The organism is Mesorhizobium sp. B263B2A (genome assembly GCF_020165775.1).
Lineage (GTDB): Bacteria > Pseudomonadota > Alphaproteobacteria > Rhizobiales > Rhizobiaceae > Mesorhizobium > Mesorhizobium opportunistum.
Genome location: NZ_JAIUIU010000021.1, coordinates 80,715 through 105,440 on the forward strand (window position 1 = coordinate 80,715; position 24,726 = coordinate 105,440).

21 protein-coding genes are annotated in these 24,726 nt (G+C 63.2%); 13 read left to right on the forward strand and 8 right to left on the reverse strand.

Going from position 1 to position 24,726, the window contains the following annotated elements; all coding sequences use genetic code 11:
* Positions 1-145: 145 nt before the first annotated feature.
* The 4 genes from LB568_RS26445 to LB568_RS26460 all read left to right on the forward strand — a co-directional run bounded on the left by LB568_RS26445 (position 146) and on the right by LB568_RS26460 (position 5,024).
* Entirely contained in the window at positions 146-1,951 is a 1,806-nt protein-coding gene (locus LB568_RS26445) for an IlvD/Edd family dehydratase (RefSeq protein WP_013891377.1), read from the forward strand.
* Positions 1,952-2,270: 319 nt separating this feature from the next.
* Entirely contained in the window at positions 2,271-3,095 is an 825-nt protein-coding gene (locus LB568_RS26450; RefSeq protein WP_224731664.1) for a chromate resistance protein ChrB domain-containing protein, read from the forward strand.
* On the forward strand, positions 3,092-4,483 hold the full coding sequence (chrA, locus tag LB568_RS26455; RefSeq protein WP_224731665.1) for a chromate efflux transporter: 1,392 nt from the start codon (positions 3,092-3,094) through the stop codon (positions 4,481-4,483). Before LB568_RS26450 ends, chrA begins: the two co-directional genes overlap by 4 nt.
* A 142-nt stretch (positions 4,484-4,625) precedes the next feature.
* On the forward strand, positions 4,626-5,024 hold the full coding sequence (locus LB568_RS26460; RefSeq protein WP_224731666.1) for a hypothetical protein: 399 nt from the start codon (positions 4,626-4,628) through the stop codon (positions 5,022-5,024).
* 159 nt (positions 5,025-5,183) lie between these two features.
* On the opposite strand, the gene LB568_RS26465 is transcribed toward LB568_RS26460, so the two are convergent.
* Both LB568_RS26465 and LB568_RS26470 read right to left on the reverse strand, forming a co-directional pair.
* Entirely contained in the window at positions 5,184-6,770 is a 1,587-nt protein-coding gene (locus LB568_RS26465) for a trimethylamine methyltransferase family protein (protein ID WP_224731667.1), read from the reverse strand.
* 192 nt (positions 6,771-6,962) lie between these two features.
* A complete protein-coding gene (locus LB568_RS26470; RefSeq protein WP_013891372.1) occupies positions 6,963-8,456 on the reverse strand; it encodes a PLP-dependent aminotransferase family protein in 1,494 nt (497 codons plus the stop codon).
* Positions 8,457-8,757: 301 nt separating this feature from the next.
* Between LB568_RS26470 and pgi the strand changes: the two genes are divergently transcribed.
* On the forward strand, positions 8,758-10,401 hold the full coding sequence (gene pgi, locus LB568_RS26475; RefSeq protein WP_224731668.1) for a glucose-6-phosphate isomerase: 1,644 nt from the start codon (positions 8,758-8,760) through the stop codon (positions 10,399-10,401).
* Positions 10,402-10,406: 5 nt separating this feature from the next.
* Entirely contained in the window at positions 10,407-11,129 is a 723-nt protein-coding gene (locus LB568_RS26480; protein ID WP_013891370.1) for an HAD family hydrolase, read from the forward strand.
* Between the two features lie 29 nt (positions 11,130-11,158).
* Here the strand turns inward: LB568_RS26480 and LB568_RS26485 are convergent, their stop codons facing one another.
* From LB568_RS26485 to LB568_RS26495, 4 genes are all read right to left on the reverse strand, one after another.
* On the reverse strand, positions 11,159-12,349 hold the full coding sequence (locus tag LB568_RS26485; protein ID WP_224731669.1) for an MFS transporter: 1,191 nt from the start codon (positions 12,347-12,349) through the stop codon (positions 11,159-11,161).
* Between the two features lie 799 nt (positions 12,350-13,148).
* Positions 13,149-13,562, reverse strand: coding sequence for a hypothetical protein (locus LB568_RS33590; protein WP_263497246.1), 414 nt, complete (start codon positions 13,560-13,562; stop codon positions 13,149-13,151).
* Between the two features lie 45 nt (positions 13,563-13,607).
* Positions 13,608-13,787 (reverse strand): hypothetical protein, encoded by a 180-nt coding sequence (locus LB568_RS26490; protein WP_318013302.1) that lies wholly within the window; start codon positions 13,785-13,787, stop codon positions 13,608-13,610.
* A gap of 193 nt (positions 13,788-13,980) precedes the next feature.
* Positions 13,981-14,994: an NADP-dependent oxidoreductase gene (locus tag LB568_RS26495; protein ID WP_224731670.1), complete on the reverse strand. Its 1,014-nt coding sequence runs from the start codon at positions 14,992-14,994 to the stop codon at positions 13,981-13,983.
* A 92-nt stretch (positions 14,995-15,086) separates the two neighbouring features.
* On the opposite strand from LB568_RS26495, the gene LB568_RS26500 reads away from it, so the two are divergent.
* The gene (locus LB568_RS26500; protein ID WP_013891366.1) at positions 15,087-16,019 is read left to right on the forward strand and encodes a LysR family transcriptional regulator; all 933 of its coding nucleotides are present in this window, start codon (positions 15,087-15,089) and stop codon (positions 16,017-16,019) included.
* A 64-nt stretch (positions 16,020-16,083) separates the two neighbouring features.
* On the opposite strand, the gene LB568_RS26505 is transcribed toward LB568_RS26500, so the two are convergent.
* Positions 16,084-16,809, reverse strand: a complete 726-nt coding sequence (locus tag LB568_RS26505) for a class I SAM-dependent methyltransferase (protein WP_412033930.1) — start codon at positions 16,807-16,809, stop codon at positions 16,084-16,086.
* Between the two features lie 8 nt (positions 16,810-16,817).
* Positions 16,818-18,521 carry a long-chain fatty acid--CoA ligase gene (locus tag LB568_RS26510; RefSeq protein ID WP_224731676.1) on the reverse strand — a complete coding sequence of 568 codons (1,704 nt, stop codon included), beginning with the start codon at positions 18,519-18,521 and terminating at the stop codon, positions 16,818-16,820.
* Between the two features lie 37 nt (positions 18,522-18,558).
* On the opposite strand from LB568_RS26510, the gene LB568_RS26515 reads away from it, so the two are divergent.
* The 6 genes from LB568_RS26515 to LB568_RS26540 all read left to right on the forward strand — a co-directional run bounded on the left by LB568_RS26515 (position 18,559) and on the right by LB568_RS26540 (position 24,631).
* Positions 18,559-19,173, forward strand: coding sequence for a hypothetical protein (locus tag LB568_RS26515; RefSeq protein WP_224731671.1), 615 nt, complete (start codon positions 18,559-18,561; stop codon positions 19,171-19,173).
* Between the two features lie 194 nt (positions 19,174-19,367).
* On the forward strand, positions 19,368-20,960 hold the full coding sequence (locus tag LB568_RS26520; RefSeq protein WP_013891363.1) for an ABC transporter substrate-binding protein: 1,593 nt from the start codon (positions 19,368-19,370) through the stop codon (positions 20,958-20,960).
* Between the two features lie 51 nt (positions 20,961-21,011).
* Positions 21,012-22,019, forward strand: a complete 1,008-nt coding sequence (locus tag LB568_RS26525) for an ABC transporter permease subunit (protein WP_013891362.1) — start codon at positions 21,012-21,014, stop codon at positions 22,017-22,019.
* Between the two features lie 70 nt (positions 22,020-22,089).
* The gene (locus LB568_RS26530) at positions 22,090-22,944 is read left to right on the forward strand and encodes an ABC transporter permease subunit (protein ID WP_174324787.1); all 855 of its coding nucleotides are present in this window, start codon (positions 22,090-22,092) and stop codon (positions 22,942-22,944) included.
* 2 nt (positions 22,945-22,946) lie between these two features.
* Complete coding sequence (locus LB568_RS26535; RefSeq protein ID WP_013891360.1) at positions 22,947-23,804, forward strand: ABC transporter ATP-binding protein; 858 nt, start codon at positions 22,947-22,949, stop codon at positions 23,802-23,804.
* Positions 23,801-24,631: a dipeptide ABC transporter ATP-binding protein gene (locus LB568_RS26540; RefSeq protein ID WP_224731672.1), complete on the forward strand. Its 831-nt coding sequence runs from the start codon at positions 23,801-23,803 to the stop codon at positions 24,629-24,631. The genes LB568_RS26535 and LB568_RS26540 overlap by 4 nt, the downstream gene beginning before the upstream one ends.
* The last annotated feature ends 95 nt before the right edge of the window (positions 24,632-24,726 follow it).

The window sequence follows — 24,726 nt, forward strand, 5'->3', positions numbered from 1 at the left end:
CTCCCGGATCGCCGATGTCGGATTGGTCGTAGCGTGCGGGTCGATACATGTCTATCGCACCAAAGTGCGGGTTCAGATCACGCGTGCCCCTTGCCTGCATCCGCGCGTTGTCATATCGATTTGTCATACAAATACGGAGACCATGATGGCTGGCGCCCCCACGAAGAAGAAAAAGTTTCGCTCGCAAGAGTGGTTCGACAACCCTGACAATCCGGGAATGACCGCGCTCTATCTTGAGCGCTACCTGAATTACGGGCTGACGCGCGCCGAATTGATGTCGGGCAAGCCGCTGATCGGCATCGCCCAGACCGGCTCGGACCTTTCGCCTTGCAACCGGCACCACATCGAACTCGCCAAGCGTGTGCGCGAAGGCATCGTCTCGATGGGCGGCATTCCATTCGAGTTTCCGTGCCATCCGATCCAGGAAACGGGCAAGCGCCCGACCGCGGCACTCGACCGCAATCTCGCCTATCTCAGCCTCGTCGAGGTGCTCTACGGCTATCCGCTCGACGGCGTGGTGCTGACCATCGGCTGCGACAAGACGACGCCAGCGCTGTTGATGGCGGCGGCCACCGTCAACATTCCGGCCATCGCGCTGTCGGTCGGCCCGATGCTCAATGGCTGGCACAAGGGCAAGCGCACCGGCTCCGGCACCATCGTCTGGGAATCGCGCCAGCGCCTGTCGGCCGGCGAGATCGGCTATGACGAGTTCATGGACATCGTCGCCTCCTCGGCGCCGTCCACCGGCTATTGCAACACCATGGGCACCGCCACCACGATGAATTCGCTGGCCGAGGCGCTCGGCATGCAACTGCCGGGTTCGGCCGCCATCCCGGCGCCCTATCGCGAGCGCGGCCAGATTTCTTACGAGACCGGCAAGCGCATCGTCGAGATGGTGCATGAGGACCTGAAACCGTCCGACATCATGACGCGCAAGGCCTTCGAGAACGCCATCGTCGTCAACTCGGCGATCGGCGGCTCCACCAACGCGCCGATCCACCTCAATGCGATTGCCCGCCATCTCGGCGTGCCGCTCGACAATGACGACTGGCAGAAGATCGGCCTCAAGGTGCCGCTCATCGTCAATCTGCAGCCGACGGGCGAGTATCTCGGCGAGGATTACCATCATGCCGGCGGCGTGCCGGCCGTGGTGGCCGAACTGATGAAGGGCGGGCTGTTGCCGCATCCCGATGCGCTGACCGTCAACGGCAAGTCGATCGGTGACAATTGCAAGGGGGTCGCCAACGAGAATGCCGAAGTCATCCGCAGCGTCGACAAGCCGCTGAAGGCCAATGCCGGCTTCATCAACCTCAGGGGCAATCTGTTCGATTCGGCGATCATGAAGACCAGCGGCATCTCGCCCGAATTCCGCGAGCGCTATCTGTCCAACCCGAAGGATCCCGAAGCCTTCGAAGGCAACGCCATGGTCTTCGACGGCCCCGAGGATTACCACGCCCGCATCGACGATCCGGCGCAAGGCATCGACGAGCACACCATCCTGTTCATGCGCGGCGCCGGCCCGGTCGGCTATCCCGGTGGCGCCGAGGTGGTCAACATGCAGCCGCCGGCCTACCTGATCAAGAAGGGCATCCACGCACTCGCCTGTATCGGTGACGGCCGCCAGTCGGGCACGTCAGGCTCTCCGTCGATCCTGAATGCCTCGCCCGAAGCCGCGATCGGCGGCGGCCTGGCGCTGCTCAAGACAGGCGACCGCGTCCGCATCGATCTCAGGAAGGGCACCGCCGATATCCTGGTCACCGATGACGAGATCACGCGGCGCCGTGCCGAACTGCAGAACAATGGCGGCTTTCACTATCCCAAACACCAGACGCCGTGGCAGGAAATCCAGCGCGGCATGGTCGACCAGTTCTCCGAGGGAATGGTGCTGAAGCCGGCGGTGAAATACCAGGATGTCGCGCACACCAGCGGCGTGCCCAGAGACAATCACTGATTGCTCCGGGGACAATCACTGATTGCTCCGGGGGACAATCACTGATTGCTCGGGGGACAATCATCGATTATTCCCAGGGATAGTCATAGATTATTCCTGGCGACAATCACCGATGTTGGATCGACGGCTGGCGGCCTGCTTACTCAGGTCGCCAGCCGTGTTTCGTTTGGCGTGGCGCGCCGACGGCGGATAGAGACCAGCGATCCTTGACAAGCGCGCCCGACAAATCCACTGTCATGGCAAGGGGTGCATCGCGACGACCCCGTGAGGCGTCAGCCCAACGTTCGCGTCCAGGCTTCTCTATCAGGAGGTGGACGCCATGCCGTCAACAACCGCTATCACCGTATCGCAACTGTCCCGTCTGGTCGGTCTGCCGGGTGCACCCGCAATCATCGATGTCCGCATCGATGAGGATTTCGACGCCGATCAGCGCCTGCTGCCGGCTTCATGCCGACGCAATTTCAAAACCGTTTCGACCTGGGCTCCCGAATTTGCCGGCAGCCAGGTCGCGGTCGTCTGTCAGAAAGGTCAAAAACTCTCGCAAGGCGTGGCCGCATGGCTGCGGCATGAGGGAATTTCCGCTGAATCCCTCGAGGGCGGCTTCGAAGCCTGGCGTGACGCGAAGGGGCTTTTGGTCCGCACCGAAAGCTTACCGCCACGCGACGAAAGAGGCCGCACTGTGTGGGTGACGCGATCGCGCCCGAAGGTCGACCGCATCGCTTGCCCCTGGCTGATCCGGCGCTTCGTCGATCCTCATGCGATCTTCCTGTTCGTCGAGGCAGCCGAAGTGCCTGCTGTCGCCGACCGTTTTCAGGCCGTGCCTTTCGACATCGACAATGTGTTCTGGAGCCATCGCGGCGATCGCTGCACCTTCGACACGATGATCGAGGAGTTCGGGCTGGAATCCGAGGCGCTCGATCGCCTTGCCCTGATCGTGCGCGCCGCCGACACGGCAAGCCTCGATCTGGTGCCCCAGGCCGCCGGCTTTCTGGCTGCATCGCTCGGCCTGTCGCGCATGTATCGCGACGATTTGGAGCAGTTGGAAGCAGGCATGCTGCTCTACGATGCGTTCTTCCGCTGGTGCCGCGACGCCACCGAAGAAACCCACAATTGGCCAGGAGCAGCTGGGGGTAAAACGGCATGAGCGCTCTTGTGCCGCAGGATGCGGCGGTAAACAGCGAGGCGCCGGCCGCACCGACCTTTGCCGAAGCCTTGAGGCTCTGGACGAAAATCGGACTGCTCAGCTTCGGCGGGCCGGCCGGGCAGATCGCCTTGATGCACAAGGAACTGGTCGAGGAGCGGCGCTGGATCGGTGAACAGCGTTTCCTGCATGCGCTGAACTACTGCATGCTGCTGCCCGGCCCGGAAGCGCAGCAGCTCGCCATCTATATCGGCTGGCTGCTGCACAGGACAATCGGCGGCCTCGTTGCCGGCATGCTGTTCGTCGTGCCGGGCGCGCTCGTCATGCTGATCCTGAGCGTTCTCTACGCACTCTATGGCGACGTGCCGCTCGTCGAGGCGCTGTTTTTCGGGGTGAAGGCGGCGGTGCTGGCCATTGTCGTCCAGGCGGTGATCCGGATCGGACGGCGCGCCCTGAAAAATCCGGTCATGGTGTCGATCGCGGTCGCGGCTTTCATTGCCATCTATGCGTTGAATGTGCCGTTCCCGCTCATCGTCCTGCTCGCGGGCCTGACAGGATGGCTGGGAGACCGCGTTGTTCCAGGCCTGTTTTCCGGCTCCACCCATGGCAAGGGCGACATTGCCGATATCAAGGGCGCGGTCGACCTGATGTTCGAGCGCGGCGAATTGGCCCATGTCACGCCGACCAAATGGCATGCGCCGCGCACTGTCGCCATCTGGCTGCCGATCTGGCTCGGACCCGTTCTTGCGATCTGGTGGTTCACCGGCTCCGCGAGCGTCTGGACCGAGATAGGCCGATTTTTCAGCCTGATGGCGGTCGTCACCTTCGGTGGCGCCTATGCGGTGCTTGCCTATGTCGCGCAGGCGGCCGTCCAGTCCTTCGGCTGGCTTGCCCCCGGTGAAATGGTCGATGGTCTCGGGCTTGCCGACCCCACGCCAGGTCCGCTCATCCTGGTGCTGCAGTTCGTCGGCTTCATCGCCGCGTTCCGCCACCCCGGGGGGCTGGACCCATTGTTTGCCGGGTCGCTCGGAGCACTACTCACGCTGTGGGTAACGTTCACGCCCTGCTTCTTCTGGATATTCCTCGGTGCGCCCTATATCGAGGCCCTGCGCGGCAACAAGGCCCTATCGGCCGCATTGGGCGCGATCACCGCCGCCGTCGTCGGCGTCATCATGAATCTCGCTTTGTGGTTTGCCTTGCACGTCGTTTTCCGTGAGGTGCACACGATAGGTCCAGGCATGAATGTGCCGGTGCTCTCGTCGATCGACTGGCGCGCGGCGCTGCTTTCCCTGGCCGCCATGATCGCCATCCTGAAGCTGAAGATCGGCATGCTGCCGACGCTCGCCGGATCGGCTCTGGCCGGCGTCCTGTTGTTGGCGGTAAGCGGCTAATGCATGTCGCCCAAAAGTGACTCGGTTTTGGGAGAACGACATGCATCAAAACAAAGACCTAAAGCGCGCGGCGCTTTAGGATCCGTTGCCTTTGTAATCCGCTTGCGAACCACCTAACTGGTTGGAAACGGATTGGAACATCATGGCGCAACGGCGTTCTTCCCTCGGCTTCCTTGGAATGTTCGGCCGCTCGGGCGATCTGAGGCAGCTCGACACGGCCTTGCGCGGCGCCGACCTGCATCCCGCCCTGGTGCCCGAGGGCGTAAAACTCACCATCGTCAATCTGATGAAGGATCACTGGCCCGGCGAGCCGCCGCCACAGGCCTATCCGCAAGTCGCGCGCCTGTTCAGCTATTGCATTGCCGGGCCGGAGACGTTCGAGCGGTCCCAAGGCCTGCAGCAGCGGCAGGATGCCGAGCACCGGATCGAAGCCGCGGTCGAGGCCGGCGACAGTTTCGACGCGAAGATCGTGCTGATGGCGCTGCACGCCAAGCTGATCGATGCCGAAGTCGTAGAACGCTACGGGCTCGGCACGGACTAGGGTGCGTCGATATTCAGGTGATGCCGGTCTGCAAACGATAGCTTGCTGCGCTTCCGTTGCTCACGTACCCAAAAGTACGCTCCGCTCCGGTTCTCGCAAGCCACCGTTTTCGACTCGGCCTGACCTGAATCTCAACACACCCTTTGACGAGAAGCGGCGCTACCCGCCCATATTGGCGCGCGGCAGCTTGATCATCTCGCCGAAACGCATGCGCAATTTGTCGTCGAGCGGCTTCGGCACGTGGCGCGGGAAACGTTCGGCAAGGACGCGCTTCTTCTCGATGATCGCGCGCTGCAGGATGTCGGGCCGGCCCTTCTCGTTCCATTCCTTCGGCGAGAAACGGTCGCCGACGGCGGGATAGAAATATTCCGTCTGCATCAGCCGCAGCGTCTGCTCGTTGCCGAGATAGTGGCCCGGTCCCCTCAGGCAGACATCGGCGATAGTGTCGATCGACAGCGCCTCGTCGGTCACCTCGATGCCGCGCACGCAGCGCAGGCAGTGGCCCAGCATGTCATTGTCGATGATCAGGCTTTCCAGGCAGAAGCCGAGCAGCGATGCATGCATGCCGGCCGATTCATAGACCAGGTTGAGCCCGGCAAGGCCGGCCATCACATCGGTGATGCCCTTCTCGTAGCCGGACTGGATATCGGGCAGTTTCGAATCCGTCATGCCGGCGGCCGAACCACCCGGCAGATCGTAGAACTGTGCCATCTGCGCGCAGGCTGCCGTCAGCACCGCCTGTTCGGCCGAGCCGCCGGACATGGCGCCGGTGCGCAGATCGGAAACGAACGGCCAGGTGCCGAAGATCGCCGGATGTCCCGGCTTCAGGGCGTTGACATAGACGAGGCCAGCCAGCACTTCGGCCACGGCTTGCACGACGGCGCCGGCAATCGCCGCCGGCGCGGTCGCGCCGGCCTGTCCGGCCGACAGCAACAGGATCGGGATGCCGCCATCGACGCAGGCTTCGAGCACGCCGCAGGCGTCCTCGGCGAACTTCATCGGCGGCACGACGAAGCAGTTCGAGTTCGACACGAACGGTCTGGCGCGGAAATTCTCCTCGCCGCCGGCGATGGCATAGAGCATTTCGAGCGCCGGCTGCACGTTCTCGCGCACCGTGAAAGAGGTGCCGACATGCTTGGACGTGCCCATCACGCAGGCGTAGAGCGTGTTGAAGTCCATTTCGAGCGGATCGGGAATGTCGCGCGGCACCATCGGCCGCTGGAAGAAATGGATGTTGTCGAGCCCCTCGACGATGCGGGCGGCGTCATAGATGTCCTGCAGCAGCGATTCGCGGTATTCGCGCTTTTCGACATCGACCAGATGGACCGCGGCACCGGCCGTGCCGTAGTGCACGCGCTTGCCCTGGATCACCATATCGTGTTTGGGATCCTGGCCGTGCAAGGTGAAATTCCGGGCAGCTTTCTTGATCGTGTCGAGCACCAGCGCGCGTGGAAAACGAATGCGGCCATCGTCGCCATAGGTGGCGCCGACCTTGGTCAGCGCCTCGATGCAGGAAGGGATGGCATTGGCAAAGCCGACCGTCTCCAGCAGCGTCAGCACCGCTTCATGGATGCGCTCCTGGTCATTGCCCGCCAGCGGTCCGTAGCTGCCGCCCTCGAGGCCGGCGCGCACCGGCTTGATGTCGTCGGCCAACGGCGCTGCCCGCATGGCGCGGCGCGCTTCGCGCCCGCCGGAGCGGCGCGAACGCTGGTCCGCCGCTTCCTGCTTTTCAACAACCACTGACATGGAGGCACTCCACCTTTTCTCGGAAACAGGGTGGCGGTTGGTCCACCATCGGCTGCTTCTTCCCCTTTGTGCCACGACTATGCCGCCGGCATTGGCACAGACTATGAGCCAGCCGGTCTGGTTGCATATGCCAGAGCTAAAGGAGCCGGAGCCGCTGTCGTGCGGCTCCGGTCAAGGGGATCGGGGAGTGGATCAGGCCGCTGCCGGCCTGCGTCCGGCCGCGGTGGCGAGCTCGCGAATGCCGGGCTCGATGTGCTGCAGCGCGATCGAGGAAATGCCCAAGCGCATGAAACGCGAAGGCTTTTCCGTGCGGTCGAAGAACCGGTCGCCAGGCTCTATGATGACACTGCGCGAGGCTGCGGCCTCGGCCAGTCCACGCGAATCGGTGCCGCGTGGCCCTTCGAGCCACAGCGAGGTGCCGCCGGCCGAGTCGGTCGAACGCCATTCCGGCAGGAAGGCGGAAATCGCATGGACCAGGCGCTTGCGCCGTTCGTCGAAGGCGCTCGACAGCCGCCGCACCAGCGCTTCGTGATGCCCGAGCGACAGGAAGAGTGCCACGGCGCGCTGGTTGTTTGCCGGCGGGTGACGCAGCATGAAGCGGCGCAGGGCCCTGAGCTCCGCGATCAGTCCAGCCGACGCCACGATGTAGCCAAGCCGCAAGCCGGGAGCCAGCGTCTTCGACATCGATCCGACATAGACGACGCGGCCGGAGCGATCGAGGCTCTTCAGCGCCTGCTGCGGCGCCTCGTCGAGAAGCTGGCTGTCATAGCCGTCCTCGATGATGATCTGGTTGTGCCGGTTGGCACGCGCCAGAAGATCCTGCCGCCGCTCGGCCGACAACGGCACCATGGTCGGGCAATGATGGCTGGGCGTGACGAAGACGAAGCCGGAATCATTGGGGATAGAAGAGGTTACGATGCCGGACTGGTCGACCGGCACTGGCTGGATGTCGGCGCCCGCAAGCCGGAAGATCGAGCGGGCGTCGGGGTAGCCGGGATCTTCCATCGCCACCTTGGAGCCCTTGGTCATCAAAAGTGTCGCCAGCATGTAGAGCGCGTTCTGGGCGCCCAGCGTGACGATGATCTCGTCGGGATTGGCGAAGATTCCGCGCCGGGGCAGGAGCCGCGCCTGGATCTGCTCGATCAGGAGCGGATCGTCGCGATCGACCATGTCGGACGCCCAGTTGCGGATTTCCAGCACCGCCAGCGCCATGCGGTTGCACTCGCGCCACTCGGCGGTCGGGAACAGCGCCGGGTCGAACTGGCCGTAGACGAACGGGTAGGACGACTTGATCCAGTTCTCGTGCTTGGCCGGCGGCGGCATATCGCTTGCCGCGATCTGCCGGCGTGCCTTCCAGTCGATCTCGTTGGCCTGGTCGGGCGCTTTCTGGTGCGGCTTGGCGGGTGTTGCCAGCACGTCGGGATTGACGAAATGGCCGCGACGCTCGCGCGCCACCAGGAACCCCTGGTCGACGAGCTGCTGGAAGGCCAGAACCACGGTTCCGCGCGCCACGCCGAGTTTCTCGGCCAGGATACGGCACGAGGGGAGTGGCATCGAAGCGGCGATTTGGCGGTCTAGGATGGCGGCCACGATCGCCTGGCGGATCTGTGCCTGGAGGGTTTGGCCGGATTCGGCCGAAATCCGGAACAGGCCGGACCATATGGCCGTGTCATTGCGCTGTGGCATGGGAAATGTTCCTCGATGGCCAGCTTTTTTCGTTTGGCTGGACCAGTCGAATGTAACGGTGGCACAAGGGGTTGCGCCAATCAATTTTTCTGATCTTTGGGATTTATGCCAGTGATCCTTCGTCCGAGATCGACGGCTGCAAACCGCGCCGCTGACACATTCTGTCATCGCATCGTGATGCGATGCGGCATAACCGCGTATTGACCGGACCGAGTTCGGCTCAATAGTTGTGGCGCGACGACACGCGCCGGAAACATCCGGTCTGGTATGGTGCGTCGAAGACGCCAGGAGTTTCCCGCCAGTGGATCAGACAGCCTTCCAGAAACAGCTTGCCGCCTTGCGCGACCATCGCGCAAGCGCGCCAGGCGACATGCGCCAGGCCTTCGCCGCCGATCCGCAGCGGTTTGCGACATTCTCCGCCACCGACGGTGACATGTTGCTCGACTGGTCGAAATGCGCCGTCGACGCGACCACCATGGATTTGCTGGAAGAGCTCGCCAAGGCTGCCGATCTCGAAGGTCGCCGTGCAGCCATGTTCGCCGGCAAGAAGATCAACATCACCGAGGACCGCGCCGTGCTGCACACGGCGCTGCGCAACCTGAGCGGCAAGGGCGTCACGGTCGACGGCCAGGACGTCAAGGCGGACGTCATCGCCGTGCTCGACGCGATGGGCGCCTTCGCCGACGCGATCCGCTCCGGCAAGGCGGCCGGCGCCACCGGCAAGAAGATCACCGACATCGTCAACATCGGCATCGGCGGTTCGGATCTCGGTCCGGCCATGGTGACCCTGGCGCTCGCCCCCTATCATGACGGCCCGCGCGCGCACTATGTTTCCAATATCGACGGCGCCCATATCCATGACACGCTGAAGAGCCTGTCCGCCGAAACCACGCTGTTCATCATCGCCTCCAAGACCTTCACCACTGTCGAGACGATGACCAATGCGCAGACGGCGCGCGACTGGGTGCAGAAGGCGCTCGGCAAGGAGGCGGTCGGCAAGCATTTCGCCGCCGTCTCGACCGCGCTCGACCTGGTGGCGAAATTCGGCATCGAAGCGGATCGCGTCTTCGGCTTCTGGGACTGGGTCGGCGGCCGCTATTCGGTCTGGGGTGCGATCGGCCTGCCTGTCATGATCGCGGTCGGTCCACGGAATTTCCGCGCCTTCCTCGATGGCGCGCACGAGATGGACGAGCACTTCCGCACCGCGCCGTTGCGCAAGAACCTGCCGGCGCTGCTGGGGCTGGTCGGCTGGTGGCATCGGGTGATCTGCAAATACCCGGCCCGCGCCGTCATCCCCTACGACCAGCGCCTGTCCAGGCTGCCGGCCTATCTGCAGCAGCTCGACATGGAATCGAACGGCAAGAGCGTCACCCTCGAGGGCACCGCGGTGACCACACCGACCGGACCGCTGGTCTGGGGCGAGCCCGGCACCAACGGCCAGCACGCCTTCTTCCAGCTGCTGCACCAGGGCACCGATTTCATCCCGGTCGAATTCCTTGCCGCCGCCGTCGGCCACGAGCCCGATCTCAAGCATCAGCACGACCTGCTGCTCGCCAATTGCCTGGCACAGTCTGAAGCCTTCATGAAGGGCCGCACGCTGGAGGAGGCGCGCGCGCAGATGCTGGCCAAGGGCATGAAGCCCGCCGACGTCGACCGCATCGCGCCGCATCGCGTCTTCTCGGGAAACCGGCCCTCGCTGACCATCCTCTACCGCAAGCTCGACCCGCGCACCCTGGGTCGGGTGATCGCGCTTTACGAGCACCGCGTCTTCGTCGAAGGAACGCTCTTCAACATCAACTCCTTCGACCAATGGGGCGTCGAGCTCGGCAAGGAACTGGCCACCGGCCTCCTGCCTGTCGTGGAAGGCAAGGAAAGTGCCGCAAAGCGGGATGCCTCGACCGCCGGCCTTGTCGGACATATCCACCAATTGCGTGGTTCGGAGTGAAGCGTTTGGCCGACATCAAGGGAATATTGTTCGACAAGGATGGAACGCTTGTCGACTTCAACGCGACCTGGCTTGGCGTCGCCGACTTCATGGCCATGGACGCGGCCGAAGGCGATCGCTGGAAGGCCGACAGGCTGCTTGCCGCGGCCGGCTTCGATTTCGCTAACCGCCGCTTCAAGCCCGATTCAATCTTTGCCTCGGGTACCAACATGGACGTCGTCGAATTGTGGTTCCCGCGGCTGTCCGACGAGGACCAGATGCTGGCCGTCGCCCGCTTCAACGAGATCACCTCGATGCAGGGCTCGGCGATGGCGGTGGCGCTGCCTGGTATCGTCGACACGCTGGCGGCACTGCATAAAAGAGCCTACCGGCTCGGTGTCGCCACCAACGATTCGACCAGCGGCGCTGAAAAGACGCTGGTCACGCTGGGCGTCGCCCAACTCTTCGATGCCGCCTATGGCTACGACGCGGTGGCCAATCCCAAGCCTGCACCCGACACGATCCAGGCCTTCTGCGATCTTACCGGACTGAAGCCGGCGGCGATCGCCATGGTCGGCGACAACCGCCACGATCTCGAAATGGCGCGGGCTGGTGGCTGCGGCCTGGCGGTGGGCGTGCTCTCCGGCACAGGCACGCGCGAATCGCTGGCCGAAATCGCCGACGTCATCCTGGATTCGGTTGCCGACCTGCCGGATTTCCTTTCGGCGCGGGTCAAGGAGACGGTCTGACGACGGGCGCCTGGGGGTCAAAACTCAAATCAACTTGAGCTTGCCCGCCAATGGTCGAGATGGGTGGAGCCTTGGGCCGTGGCGGTGCCGGTGACGGCGGCCCTGGGTTGGAGCCGTGGAGCGAGCAGCAGGACGCCGAGCGCGAAGGGAATGAGGCAGGCAAGCGCGTTGCGCAGGCCGACCAGGTCGGCAATGAGGCCGACGACCGGTGGGCCGATGACGTAGCCGGAAAAGCAGATCAGCGATAGCGACGCGATGTTCATGGCGGCGGAGCGGCCGGGTTGACGGGCCGCTGCTGTAACCGATATCGGGAAGATCAGTGAGGCGGCAAAGCCCATTAGCGCAAATCCGGCCAACGCCGGCCACACGCCGGGCGCGACCCAGATCACCAGCAGGCCCAGGACGCCCGAGACGCCGCAGCAGTGGGCGATGAAGACCGGTCCGACACGATCGACGAGCCGGTCGCCGGTCAGCCGTGTTGCGGCCATGACGGCGGCGAAGACGCCGAAGCCGGCACCGGTGAGCGCAGCCTGAGCACCATGCTCGATCCGCAGGTACACAGCTGCCCAGTCGGCCATGGCGCCTTCCAGCACGCAGGCGCAGAACGGCAGCAAGCACAGGACCAGCAGCGGGAAATCTGGCAAGGCCAGGGCCGGCCCCGGCTCCGACGAAATCGGGCTATGGCCGAGCCGGCCGGTCGAGGCGTAGGCCAGCGCCATCAGAATCGGGGCTGCGACGGTGAGGGCTACGATGGCGTCCAGATGCAGCGACAGTGCCAGGCTGCCTAGTGCCGCACCGATGAGGTTGCCGACGCTCCACAGGCCGTGGCAGCTCGACATGATCCGCCGGCCGACGCGGGACTCGACGGCATCGGCGGTGGCGTTCATGGCGACTTCAACGCCGGCAATGCCGGACCCGTAGAAGAACAGTGCGATCGCAAAGCTCGGAAAATCCCAGGCGAGGCCGGGAAGGGTTGAGGTCAATGCCAGCCAGAGGAAGGTGACGCGGATGGCGGCCCGCTCGGAGAAGCGCGAGATGACGAAGGTTCCGATCAGCGGTAGCGATGACATGATGCCGAGCGGCAGAGCGGCAAGCGCCAACCCGAGCTGGCCGACGTCGAGGCCCAGATGCGCCTGGATGTCCGGCAGGTGCGGCAACCACTTGGCGATGATCAGTCCATCCATAAAGAAGATCAGGCGAATGGCAGTTACCGGCGACATTTCGAGCCTCCCTGATCGACTTGGTCAACACTGCTCGGCCGCATGGCGTCGCAAGTCGTCAGCAGGACTTGCGATCCGATGGACAGACTCGTCCCCGTCGGATTGATCAGGAAGACGTGGGAACCGCCGATAAGCCTGTCGGCAAAACAGCGTGCCAGTGGCTGCTCGGGATCACGGTCCTCGGTTCGGGGGGTGATGGCGTTGAGGGTACAACCCTTGGCGAACGCCCTATGCCGGCTCAGTCCAACGCCAAGCCCGTCATTCTTCTCGCCATTGGCGACGTCAACATTGCTGGCGTGAGCACCCAGACGGAACAAGGCGCCAAATGCGTCAATCCCCCTGGAAAACGAACCGACCGTTCTCGCGGCAATCCTCGACACGCGTATTCCCCCCCGCGAGCCAAGCCTGCGCTGACCCGATGACCTCTCGTCAGCGAAACATAAGTGAACTGCCGTAACGGCAGCGCTTGGTTGAACGCGTCGCCGAGCGCCGAACGTTAGATTCCAGTTAGGATATCGTCAGGCCGGGAGAGAAAACTCGGTCCCTCGATCATTGCCTGTTGGCAAGTTGTCCCGGGCTGGGCGGGACGCCGGAGAAACCGGCTGATCTGTTGTTTGCCCCACGTCAATCGTGGCATCCGACCCCATGACCGCTATTGGCGCAAAGCGGTGCGCACTACGCTCGACATAAAGATCGGCTTTCTTGCCAGTCATCTTGAAAGCTGCCAGGCCGTTAACGGCCCAAGGCCGCGGAGAACTCACATGGCCATTCTCAATTCGATGATGCTAACCGCGAGCGCTCAGCTTGGAATGTTGGAAAGAAGGTCGGCACCAAGTGTCCGTTCACCCAGAAGCGGATCTGGGCTATTCGCTTCTTCCTCGATCGCGAAGGGCGTATTCTGGACCGTGCGTTGTTTGATCGGGCAATCGACAGCAAGCTTCGCGGCTGTGACCTGGTCAAGATCAGGATTCGCGATGTGGTCGCCGGACCGGAAATCAGGACCCGAGCAAGCGTCGTTCAACAGAAGACCGGTCGTCCCGTCCGGTTCGAGATCACGAGCGATGTGAGAGCCAGCCTTGTCTGTTGGCTCGAACGGCGTGGCTGCACGGTCGTAGATTATGCGTTCCCGAGCCGGATCAATCACGCCCACCACATGAGCACGAGGCAGTACGCCCGCTTGGTTGACGAATGGGTGACTGCGATTGCCGCCCACTGCGCCGGTTGCGAGCGCAGATATGCAGACGATCCGACTGCCGCTCTACTCGTCCATCAAGCCACGTTTGCGCAGGACGTCGTACTTGAGAATTTCACCCCTAATGGTGTCGCCCCATCGACCAACGAACGCCATCGTGTCGGTAGCATGGAGATGTGCAGTGAGTGCGGCCTGGTCTCTCCACCGCTCGGCGACCAGGAGGCGGCCGGCAAGCGGATCGTCCACAGCCGCGTCATAGGAAAGATTTCCGTCCCGCTGCCGCGTAGCTATGGCGAGGTTCTGGAGATCCTAGACAAACTCGGCAACCGACGAGGGCTCGACGTACATATAACCGGTAACAATCAGCATCATGGCTTACCTTGGTGGATCCCGCTCGACCGTCTGCACTTCCGACGATCGGGCGGCTGAAAGCAACAAATCAGACGGCCAGCACGATCTTGCCTTGAATACTGCCGTCGGCGGCGCGCTGGTGCGCGCGCGATGCCTCGGCCAGCGGGAATGTGCTGTCGATGACGACACGCACAATGCCGTCCTCGAGCAGGCGGGCGATTTTTGCCAACTGCGCGCCATTGGATCGAACCTGTGTGGATGAGACCGTGATTCCCAGCTTCTCTGCCTCCTCGTGACCCGTGAAGCCCAGCGGGTTGATCAGGAACAGCGCGCCGCCCGGCTTCAGAACATGGAAGAAGCGCTCCATGTCCGCGCCGCCCACCGCGTCGAGGACAAGGTCGACGTCTCGGACGACTTCTTCGGTCGCGGCCGTCTTGTAGTCGACGAACTGATCCACGCCGAGATCTCGCATCAGCCCCTCGTTCTTGGCCGATGCCACCGCGATGACGCGAGCGCCCCGCCATTTCGCCAACTGGACAGCCAGATGCCCGACACCGCCTCCGGCGCCGTTGATTAGCACCGTCTTGCCGTCGAGCGGCACCGGCTCATGCCGGAAGGGCTGGAACGGATTCGGCTCGTCGTGGCCAAGTTCGATCAAGAACTGCCATGCCGTCAGAAGCGACATCGGTGCGCCGGCCGCATGAATATGGTCGATGCCGGCTGGTTTCAACGCAAGCTGCGATGCCGGCACACTGACATAATGCGCGTAGGCATTGCTACCCGTCATTAGGTCATGGGGAAAGCGAACCATTGCATAGACCTCGTCGCCGATGCTGAACTCACCGGCATCGGCGCCAACCGCTTCAATGACGCCCGACACGTCCGTGCCGAGAATCAGTGGGAAGGATGCGTTGGGTCGCCATTCTGGCGGCAGTGCGCGATAGCCGTCCCGCAGATACCAGTCGGGTGGATTAAGCCCCGCCGCCTGGACGCGGACAAGCACCTCGCCGGGCTTCACATTTGGCCTCGGCGCGTCTTCGTACACCAGCACCTCGGGACCACCGAATGCGTGCAGACGGACTGCCTTCATCTTATCGCTCATTTGGTCAAATCTCCGCTCATCATGTCGTTGGAGCAGATTTAGTGGCATCATCCCCGGTTGATAATCGGCGCAGATGGCGCTTAAGTAATGCCGTGGTGGAACATATCGCTTTGGATCGGCTCACTGGTATCATCGCCTTCGCGCGTGCCGGATCGCTGGGCAGCTACACGGCAGCGGCGCGCGCGCTGTCGATTTCCCCGTCGGCGGTCAGCAAGAGCATCCAGCGGCTCGAGCGGCATTTAGGATTGTCGCTGTTTACCCGTACGACGCGCTCGCTCACCTTCACGCCCGAAGGGCGCGACCTGCATGAGCGCGCGCTGCGTCTGCTACGCGAGGCGGAGGAAATCGAGCAGGCGGCAATGACCGCGCGCTCCGAACCATCGGGCACGTTGCGCGTGGCCGCGTCGCTGCCGATCGGACTCCACCTGATCGCTCCGGCTTTACCGGCTTTCCGTCGGCTCCACCCGAACCTGGTCGTCGATCTCAGGCTGGGTGACCAGACAGTGGACATGATTGAGGAAGGGATCGATGTCGCCATACGCATCGGTGATCTGGCTGACACCCGGCTACTATCACGCAAGCTCGCACCCCATCGGCTTTGCTGCTTTGCCTCGCCAGCCTATCTCGAGGAACGCGGCACCCCGACCCATCCCGATGACCTGGTAGGGCACGACACCGTCAATCTTCGGTATCAAAGCACAGGCCAGACCTTTCGCTGGCCCTTCCGGATTGGCGACCACGAGATCGAGATCGTGCCCAATGCTGGTGTGGTCGCCGATGCCAGCGATGCCGTGCTCATCATGCTGGCAGCCGGTGGCGGGATAGGCATAGGCGCCTCCTTCATGGCGGCTCCCTATGTGAAGCGCGGCGATCTGGTCCCAGTGCTGTCCACGTTCGCCGTCGAGCGAAATAACGTCACCGTGCTCTGGCCGGCAAGCCGACGCGCCAACCCCGCGGTGCGCGCCTTTCTGACCATGCTCGACGCCGCTTTCATGCGACGAATGGCAGTTTCAAGCATCGACTGATCTGGCGCGGAAGGGCCGCTTTCGATCCGCAAACTCGGTCATTCAGAGTGATTGGGTTGTGATCCTAGCGCCAGCGATCTTCCGCCTCGAAACGAAAGACGCTGCTCGGTCTGGTCGCCGCACCCTTCGCGTCGCCAAAATCCGGCACCTTGTATTCGGCGATCAGGCGCAGCCGCGAGCGGGGCAGATAGGCCCGGCCCGGATCGCCGACCAGCACCTCGACGCCGGCGGCGAGGCAGCGGTCGAGGAAAGGCATGACGCGGCGGGCGACGTCCTGCCCGTAGAACACATCGCCGGCGAGCACCATGTCGACCGCCGGTGGCGCACCCTTGGTGACATCCTCTCCAACCACGGTGATGGCGACGCCGTTCGCCGCCGCATTGAGTGTAAGCGCGGCGACGCCGTTGCGGTCGATCTCGGCGGCAATCACCGTGCGCGCGCCGGCCTTCGCGGCGGCGATGCCGACGATGCCCGATCCGGCCCCGAGGTCGAGCACGCGGCGGCCCGTCACGGTCGACGGATTGTCCAGGATGTAGCGCGCCAGCACGGCGCCGCCGGCCCACGCATAAGCCCAGTAGGGCGGTTGCGGTTCGGGCCCGTCGTCGTCCGTATCACCTTCGTTTTCAGGATCGGCGAGCCGTCTCAAACCGCTGCCCGGATGGGCCGTGTAAAACCGGATTTCGGGAAGCGCGGGCACCGGGACGAGGCGCATATTCGCCTTGATGAATTCAGCCGGGTCGAGGCGCAATCCATGATCCGGCCCATTATCGCCGGCACGATCATTGTCCAAGATCGTTCCTATTCGCGCAATGCCCGCCGCAGGATCTTGCCGACCGGCGTCTTCGGCAATTCGGTCCTGAACTCGATGTATCTCGGCCGCTTGTAGCCGGTCAGGTTCTCGCGGCAAAAGGCGGTGATCGTCTCCACGGTCAGGGCCGGATCCTTCTTGACGATGAACAGCTTCGGCACCTCGCCCGAGTGCTCGTCCGGCACGCCGATCGCCGCTACCTCGAGCACGCCCGGATGCATCGCCACCACCTCCTCGAGTTCCGTCGGATAGACGTTGAAACCCGAGACGAGGATCATGTCCTTCTTGCGGTCGACGATCTTGGTGTAGCCGCGCTCGTCCATGAAGCCCATGTCGCCCGATTTGAAGAAGCCGTCCTTGGTCATCACCTTGGCGGTCTCGTCCGGCCGGTTCCAGTAGCCTGCCATCACCTGCGGCCCCCTGATGCAGATCTCGCCGACTTCTCCCAGCGGGACGTTGTTGCCGTCATCGTCGCGGATGGCGATTTCGGTCGAGGGCAGCGGCAGGCCGATGGTGCCGGTGAAGTCGCCGGAACTGAATTTGTTGGCTGTCGCCACCGGCGAGGTCTCCGACAGGCCATAGCCTTCCGAGACCGGGCAGCCGGTCAGCGCCTTCCAGCGCTCGGCGACGCCCTTCTGCACCGCCATGCCGCCGCCCAGCGTCAGGACCAGCGGCTTGAAGTCGAGCTTGCGAAAATCCTCGTTGTTGAGCAGCGCGTTGAACAGTGTGTTGAGACCGGGGAATATATGGATCGGGTACTTTCCCAGTTCCTTGACGAAACCTGGAATGTCGCGCGGATTGGGAATCAGTATGTTCTGGCCGCCCATTTGCATGCCCATCAGCGCATTCACGGTCAGCGCGAAGATATGGTAGAGCGGCAGTGCGCAGATGAGGTTGAGATGCGCGGGTTTGGGCTTGATCGTATAGGCGTCCTCGACCCAGAGCGAATTCTGCGCGACGTTGGCCAGCACGTTGCTGTGCAGCAGGGTAGCGCCCTTCGAGATTCCCGTGGTGCCGCCGGTATATTGCAGGAAGGCGACGTCATTGGCGGCCACCGTGGCCGGCTTGAATTTCATCCCGCCGCCAGCCTTCAGGGCGGCGTTGAACTTGACATGGCCCGGCAACGACCAGGCCGGCACCATTTTCTTGACGCGGCGCACGACCAGATTGACGATCGTGCCCTTCAGGCCGCCGAGCATGTCGCCCATGGCAGCGACGACGACGTGCTTGACCGAGGTCCTGGCGATGACCGCCTGCAAGGTGTTGGCGAAGTTTTCCAGGATGACGATGGCCTGCGCGCCGGAATCCTTGAGCTGATGTTCCAGTTCGCGCGGCGTGTAGAGCGGATTGATGTTCACCACCGTGTAGCCGGCGCGGACCACCGCCATCATCGCCACCGGATACTGCAGCACATTCGGCATCATCAGCGCGACGCGTGACCCCTTCTGCAAACCCGTCGACTGCAGATAGGCGCCGAAAGCCGCCGAAAGCCGCTCGAGCTCCGCATAGGTGATGGACTTGCCCATGCAGGTGAAGGCCGGCTGGCCGGCAAACTGCTTGCAGGCGCCAACGAGGAAGTCGCCGATGGAGTTGTAGGGAAGGGCCCCGATTTCGGCCGGCATGTTCTTGGGATAGCTCTTCAGCCACAGTTTTTCCGGCAGACCGGCGGTAAGTTCGGTGAGTGCTTTCGGCAGCCGCTTGGCCGGCGCCGGCTTCGGTGCCGGGACTGCCTTGGCCGGCAATGCGGCCTTCGCCGCCCCGGTCTTGTTCGCCCCAGTTTTTGCTGGAGAGGCCTTTGCTGGAGAAATCTTTGCGGCAGGGGCCTTTGTCGGAGAAGTCTTTGCCGGGGCGGCTTTCGCCGCCGGATTGGTGACGCTCTTAGTGGCAGCGGCCGCTTTTGCCGCGGGTGCCTTCTCGGCGGGCTTGGCTGCTGTCTTCGCGGCCGCGGTTTTGGCCGTGGCCTTTCCTTGCCCGTCGGTGCCGGCGGCTGGTTTCGAGACTGCCTTGGCCGACGCCTTCACCGGCGTCTTCGATGCTTTTGCCACCCGTTCCTCCCTAGCAATTCCTGTTCGACTGTTTCTTGGTTGCCGGTGCCGCGCCCACCTCCGATTGATGGAGACGTTCTCCGCTGCCGCCAGCCTGTCCATCCCAGCCTGTTTATCTATGTATTGCCTCTATCGGCGGCGGTGCAAGTCTTGCCCCAGCGGCAAGGCGCCGAAAGATTTGCCGTCGAAAATCTTTCCCGACGGCGACCTCTGGAACCGGCATCTTTCCCGGCACCTTTCGAAGCCGTGGATTGGCTGGAAGCGGTCGCGGCATCGATTCCACCAGATGGCAGATCAATAAAAAAATGCGGTCGTTAATAATAGCGTGAATGGAAAAAACTGCTAATTTTTTCTGCCATTTAGCAAAATCGCGGATTTTTTTCCTGCTTCCCGCGGGGTAAGCAAACGGGGTGTTCCAAAGCCGGAAAAACGGTGCTTATATGCGCGCTTCGCGAGCCTGATAGAGGGGCTTGGAAGAACATCAGGGAGTGCTCAATGAAGAAGAAACTGACTTTTGCAGCCGCGTTGCTGGCTGCAAGCGTCCTGGGAGGCGTGGCCAACGCGAAAACTCTGGTTTATTGCGCGGAAGCATCGCCAGAGGGTTTCGACCCGGCGCCGTACACCGCGGGCCAGACGTTCGACGCGTCCTCGCGCACCGTCTTCAACCGCCTCGTCGAATTCGATCACGGCAAGACCACGACCTCGCCGGGGCTGGCTGAAAGCTGGACGATCTCCGACGACGGCAAGGAATATACGTTCAAGCTGCGCAAGGGCGTCAAGTTCGCCGCCACCGACTATTTCACCCCGACGCGCGACTTCAACGCCGACGACGTGGTGTTCTCGTTCCAGCGCCAGGTCGACAAGACCGGCCCCTGGTTCCAGTACATCCCGGGCATCGCCTACCAGTATTACAATGACCAGTTCGGCGACAACATCACCAAGGTCGAGAAGGTCGACGACCTGACGGTGAAGTTCACCCTCAAGGAGCCGGCGATCACCTTCATTCCGACGCTGGGCATGGATTTCGCCTCGGTCGTCTCCAAGGAATATGCCGACAAGCTGCAGGCCGACAAGACGCCTGAACTGTTCAACCAGAAGCCGATCGGCACCGGCCCGTTCATCTTCGTCGACTATCAGACCGACGCCGCCATCCGCTACAAGGCCAACCCGGACTATTGGGGCGGCAAGCAGAAGATCGACGACCTTGTCTTCGCCATCACCACCGATCCGGCGGTGCGCGCGCAGAAGCTCAAGGCCGGCGAGTGCAACATCATGTCGTATCCGGCACCGGCCGACATCGCCGGCCTCCAGGCCGATGCGAACCTGAAGGTCGACGAGCAGGAAGGCCTCAATGTCGGCGCGCTGATGTACAACACCCAGCAGAAGCCGTTCGACGACGTGCGCGTCCGCAAGGCGCTCAACATGGCCATCAACAAGAAGGCCATCATCGACGCGGTCTTCCAGGGTGCCGGCCAGGTGGCGGTCAACCCGATCCCGCCGACCATGTGGTCCTACAACAAGGACGTGAAGGACGATCCGTACGATCCGGATGCGGCCAAGAAGCTGCTTGAGGAAGCCGGCGTCAAGGATCTCAAGATGAACGTCTGGGCCATGCCGGTGTCGCGTCCGTACATGCCGAACGCGCGCCGCACGGCCGAGCTGATCCAGGCCGATTTCGCCAAGGTCGGCGTCACCGTCAACATCGTCAGCTACGATTGGGGTGAATACCTCAAGCGCGCTTCGGCGGTCGATCACGACGGCGCCGTCATCGTCGGCTGGACCGGCGACAATGGCGATCCGGACAACTTCCTCGGCGTGCTCCTGAGCTGCGCTTCCGTCGGTTCGAACAACCGCGCGGAATGGTGCAACAAGGACTTCGATGCGCTCATCAACAAGGCCAAGACGGTTTCGGACCAGGCCGAGCGCACCAAGCTCTACGAACAGGCACAGGTCATCTTCAAGGAGCAGGCACCGTGGGCGACGCTCGCTCACTCCAAGGTGTTCATGCCGATGCAGAAGACCGTTTCCGGCTTTGCGATGGATCCTCTCGGCATCCACCGCTTCGACGGCGTCGATATCGCCGAATAAGGTTCGCGAAACGGGGGCGGCGCCGCACGGTGCCGTCCCCACTCGCCCGCCATGCTGCGTTATATCCTCGGTAAGCTCGCCCTCATCATCCCGACCTTCATCGGGATAACCATCCTCGCCTTCGGCTTCGTGCGCATCCTGCCCGGTGATCCGGTGCTGGTGCTCGCAGGCGAACGCGGCCTGTCACCCGAACGCCATACGGCGCTGATGCACCAGTTCGGTTTCGACCTGCCGATCTGGCAACAATACCTGACCTATCTGACCAACATCCTCAGCGGCGATTTCGGCACCTCGTTTTCCACCAAGACGCCGGTGCTCAAGGATTTCCTGGTGCGGTTCCCGGCAACGGTCGAGCTCGCCATCTTCGCCATGATCTTTGCCGTCGTGCTCGGCGTCGCCGCCGGCATCTTCGCCGCGATCCGCCGTGGCTCCTGGTTCGACCAGCTCACCATGGGCACCGCGCTTGCCGGCTATTCCATGCCGATCTTCTGGTGGGGCTTGCTGCTGATCATCGTGTTCTCCGGCACGCTGCACTGGACCCCGGTTTCCGGCCGCATCGACCTTCTCTATTTCTTCAAGCCGGTCACCGGCTTCATGACCATCGATTCCCTGATCTCGGGGCAGAAGGGCGCCTTCCGCTCGGCACTGTCGCACCTTGTCCTGCCCACCATCGTGCTCGGCACCATACCGCTGGCCGTCATCGCCAGGCAGACGCGATCGGCCATGCTCGAGGTGCTGGGCGAGGACTATGTGCGCACCGCGCGCGCCAAGGGCCTGGCGCCGCGCCGCGTTATCGGCCTGCATGCCTTCCGCAATGCGCTGATCCCGGTCGTCACCACCATCGGCCTGCAGGTCGGCACGCTGTTGACCGGCGCCATCCTGACCGAGAGCATCTTCTCCTGGCCCGGCATCGGCAAATGGATGATCGACGCCATTTCCAAGCGCGACTATTTCACCGTCCAGGGCGGGTTGCTTTTGATCGCCCTCATCGTCATGTCGGTGAACCTTATCGTCGACGTGCTCTACGCCGTCATCAACCCGCGTATACGGGCGAATTGACATGACCAACGAAGGCCCAGCCACAATCGAAGCCGCGACCGTCGTCAAGCCGCAGGACGCGCGGCTGCAGATGTTCGCCGAGTTCTGGCACTACTTCTCCGTCAACAAGGGCGCGGTGATCGGCCTGTTCGTCTTCGCGCTGCTGATCCTGATCGCCATCTTCGCGCCGCTGCTTGCCCCGCATTCGCCTGACGACCAGTTCCGCGACTTCTTCCTGACGCCGCCGGCCTGGCAGGCGGGCGGCAACGCGCAGTTCCTGCTCGGCACCGACGCCGTCGGCCGCGATATGCTGTCGCGCCTGATCTATGGTTCGCGCTTCTCGCTCGCCATCGGCTTCGTCGTCGTCACGACGGCGTTGATCTCCGGCGTCATCCTCGGCCTGCTCGCCGGCTACTGCCGTGGCTGGGTCGACACGCTGATCATGCGCATCATGGACATCATCCTGGCCTTCCCGTCGCTGCTCCTGGCGCTGGTGCTGGTCGCGGTGCTTGGCCCTGGCCTCGTCAACGCCATGATCGCCATCGCCTTCGTGCTGCAGCCGCACTTCGCCCGGCTCACGCGCGCCGCCGTGATGGCGGAAAAGAACCGCGAATATGTCATCTCCGCCAAGGTCGCCGGCGCCAGCCATCTCAGGCTGATGCTGGTCACCATCCTGCCCAACTGCATTGCGCCCTTGATCGTGCAGGCGACGCTGTCCTTCTCCAACGCCATTCTCGAGGCGGCCGCACTCGGCTTCCTAGGCATGGGCGCGCAGCCGCCAACGCCGGAATGGGGCACGATGCTGGCCGAAGCGCGCGAGTTCATCCTGCGCGCCTGGTGGGTGGTGACCTTCCCGGGCCTCGCCATCCTGATCACCGTCTTTGCCATCAACCTGATCGGTGACGGCCTGCGCGATGCGCTCGACCCCAAGCTGAAGAGGTCGTGAGCATGTCCCTGCTCGAGATCAAGAACCTTACCGTTTCCTTCGACACCGCGGCCGGGCCGTTCATGGCCGTGCAAGGCATCGATCTGTCGATCGAGCCGCGCGAGGTGCTGGCGATCGTCGGCGAGTCCGGCTCCGGCAAGTCGGTGTCGATGCTGGCGGTGATGGGGCTGCTGCCCAACACCGCGACGGTCAAGGCCGACCGCATGGCATTCGACGGCGTCGACCTCCTGAAACTCAGCCCGTCCGAGCGCCGCAAGATCGTCGGCAAGGACATCTCGATGATTTTCCAGGAGCCGATCGCCAGCCTCAATCCATGCTTCACGGTCGGCTTCCAGATCGAGGAGGTGCTGCGCTTCCACATGGGCATGGACCGCGCCCAGAGGCGCGCGCGCGCCATCGAACTGATGAAGCTGGTCGGCATCGCCGATCCGGAAGAGCGGCTGAGTTCGTTCCCGCACCAGATGTCGGGCGGCCAGTGCCAGCGCGTCATGATCGCCATCGCCATTGCCTGCAATCCGAAGCTGCTGATCGCCGACGAGCCGACGACGGCCCTCGACGTCACCATCCAGAAGCAGATCCTCGACCTGCTGGTTTCGCTGCAGGCCAAATACGGCATGGGCCTGATCATGATCACCCACAATATGGGCGTGGTGGCCGAGACCGCCGACCGCGTCATCGTCCAGTACAAGGGCCGCAAGATGGAAGAGGCCGACGTGCTGTCATTGTTCGAATCGCCGAAAAGCAATTACACGCGCGCGCTGCTCTCGGCCTTGCCGGAGAACGCCGTCGGCGACCGGCTGCCGACCGTTTCCGACATGCTGTTCGAGCCGGCCCCTTCGGCCGCGGGAGCCTCGGCATGAGCACCACCGTCCTCGAAGGCAAGAACATCGTCCGCGACTACCACATCGGCGGCGGCCTGTTTACCGGACCGCGCACCGTGCATGCGGTCAAGGGCGTCTCCTTCACGGTCGACAAGGGCAAGACGCTTGCCATCGTCGGTGAAAGCGGCTGCGGCAAGTCCACGCTTGCCCGCATCATCACGCTGATCGATCCAGCGACGTCGGGTGACCTGTTCATCGACGGCAACAAGGTCGATATCGCCAGGGGCGGATTGACCGGGGAGATGCGCCGCAAGGTGCAGATCGTCTTCCAGAATCCCTACGGCTCGCTCAATCCGCGCCAGAAGATCGGCGACGTGCTGGGCGAACCGCTGCTGATCAACACCGACAAGCCAGCCGCCGAGCGGCGCGACCTGGCGATGAAGATGCTGAAGAAGGTCGGCCTCGGCCACGAGCACTATAACCGCTACCCGCACATGTTCTCGGGCGGCCAGCGCCAGCGCATCGCCATTGCGCGCGCTCTGATGCTCAATCCAAGTCTTCTGGTGCTGGACGAACCGGTTTCGGCGCTGGACCTCTCCGTGCAGGCGCAGGTGCTCAATCTGCTCGCCGACCTGCAGGACGAGTTCCAGCTGACCTATGTCTTCATCAGCCACGATTTGTCCGTCGTGCGCTACATCGCCGACGACGTGATGGTGATGTATTTCGGCGAAGCGGTCGAATACGGCTCGCGCGACGAGGTCTTTTCAGACCCCAAGCACAGCTACACCAGGACACTCTTCGCCGCGACACCACGCGCCGACGTCGCCTCGATCAAGGCGAGGCTGGCGAAGAAGAAGGCGGCCTGAGGTCGAGCGTCACCGTGCCAGGCGAAGGTGGTCCGTCGCGGAGATCGCCATACCGCGAAGATAGCGATCCTTCGCGCCCCCCTCTGTCCTGCCGG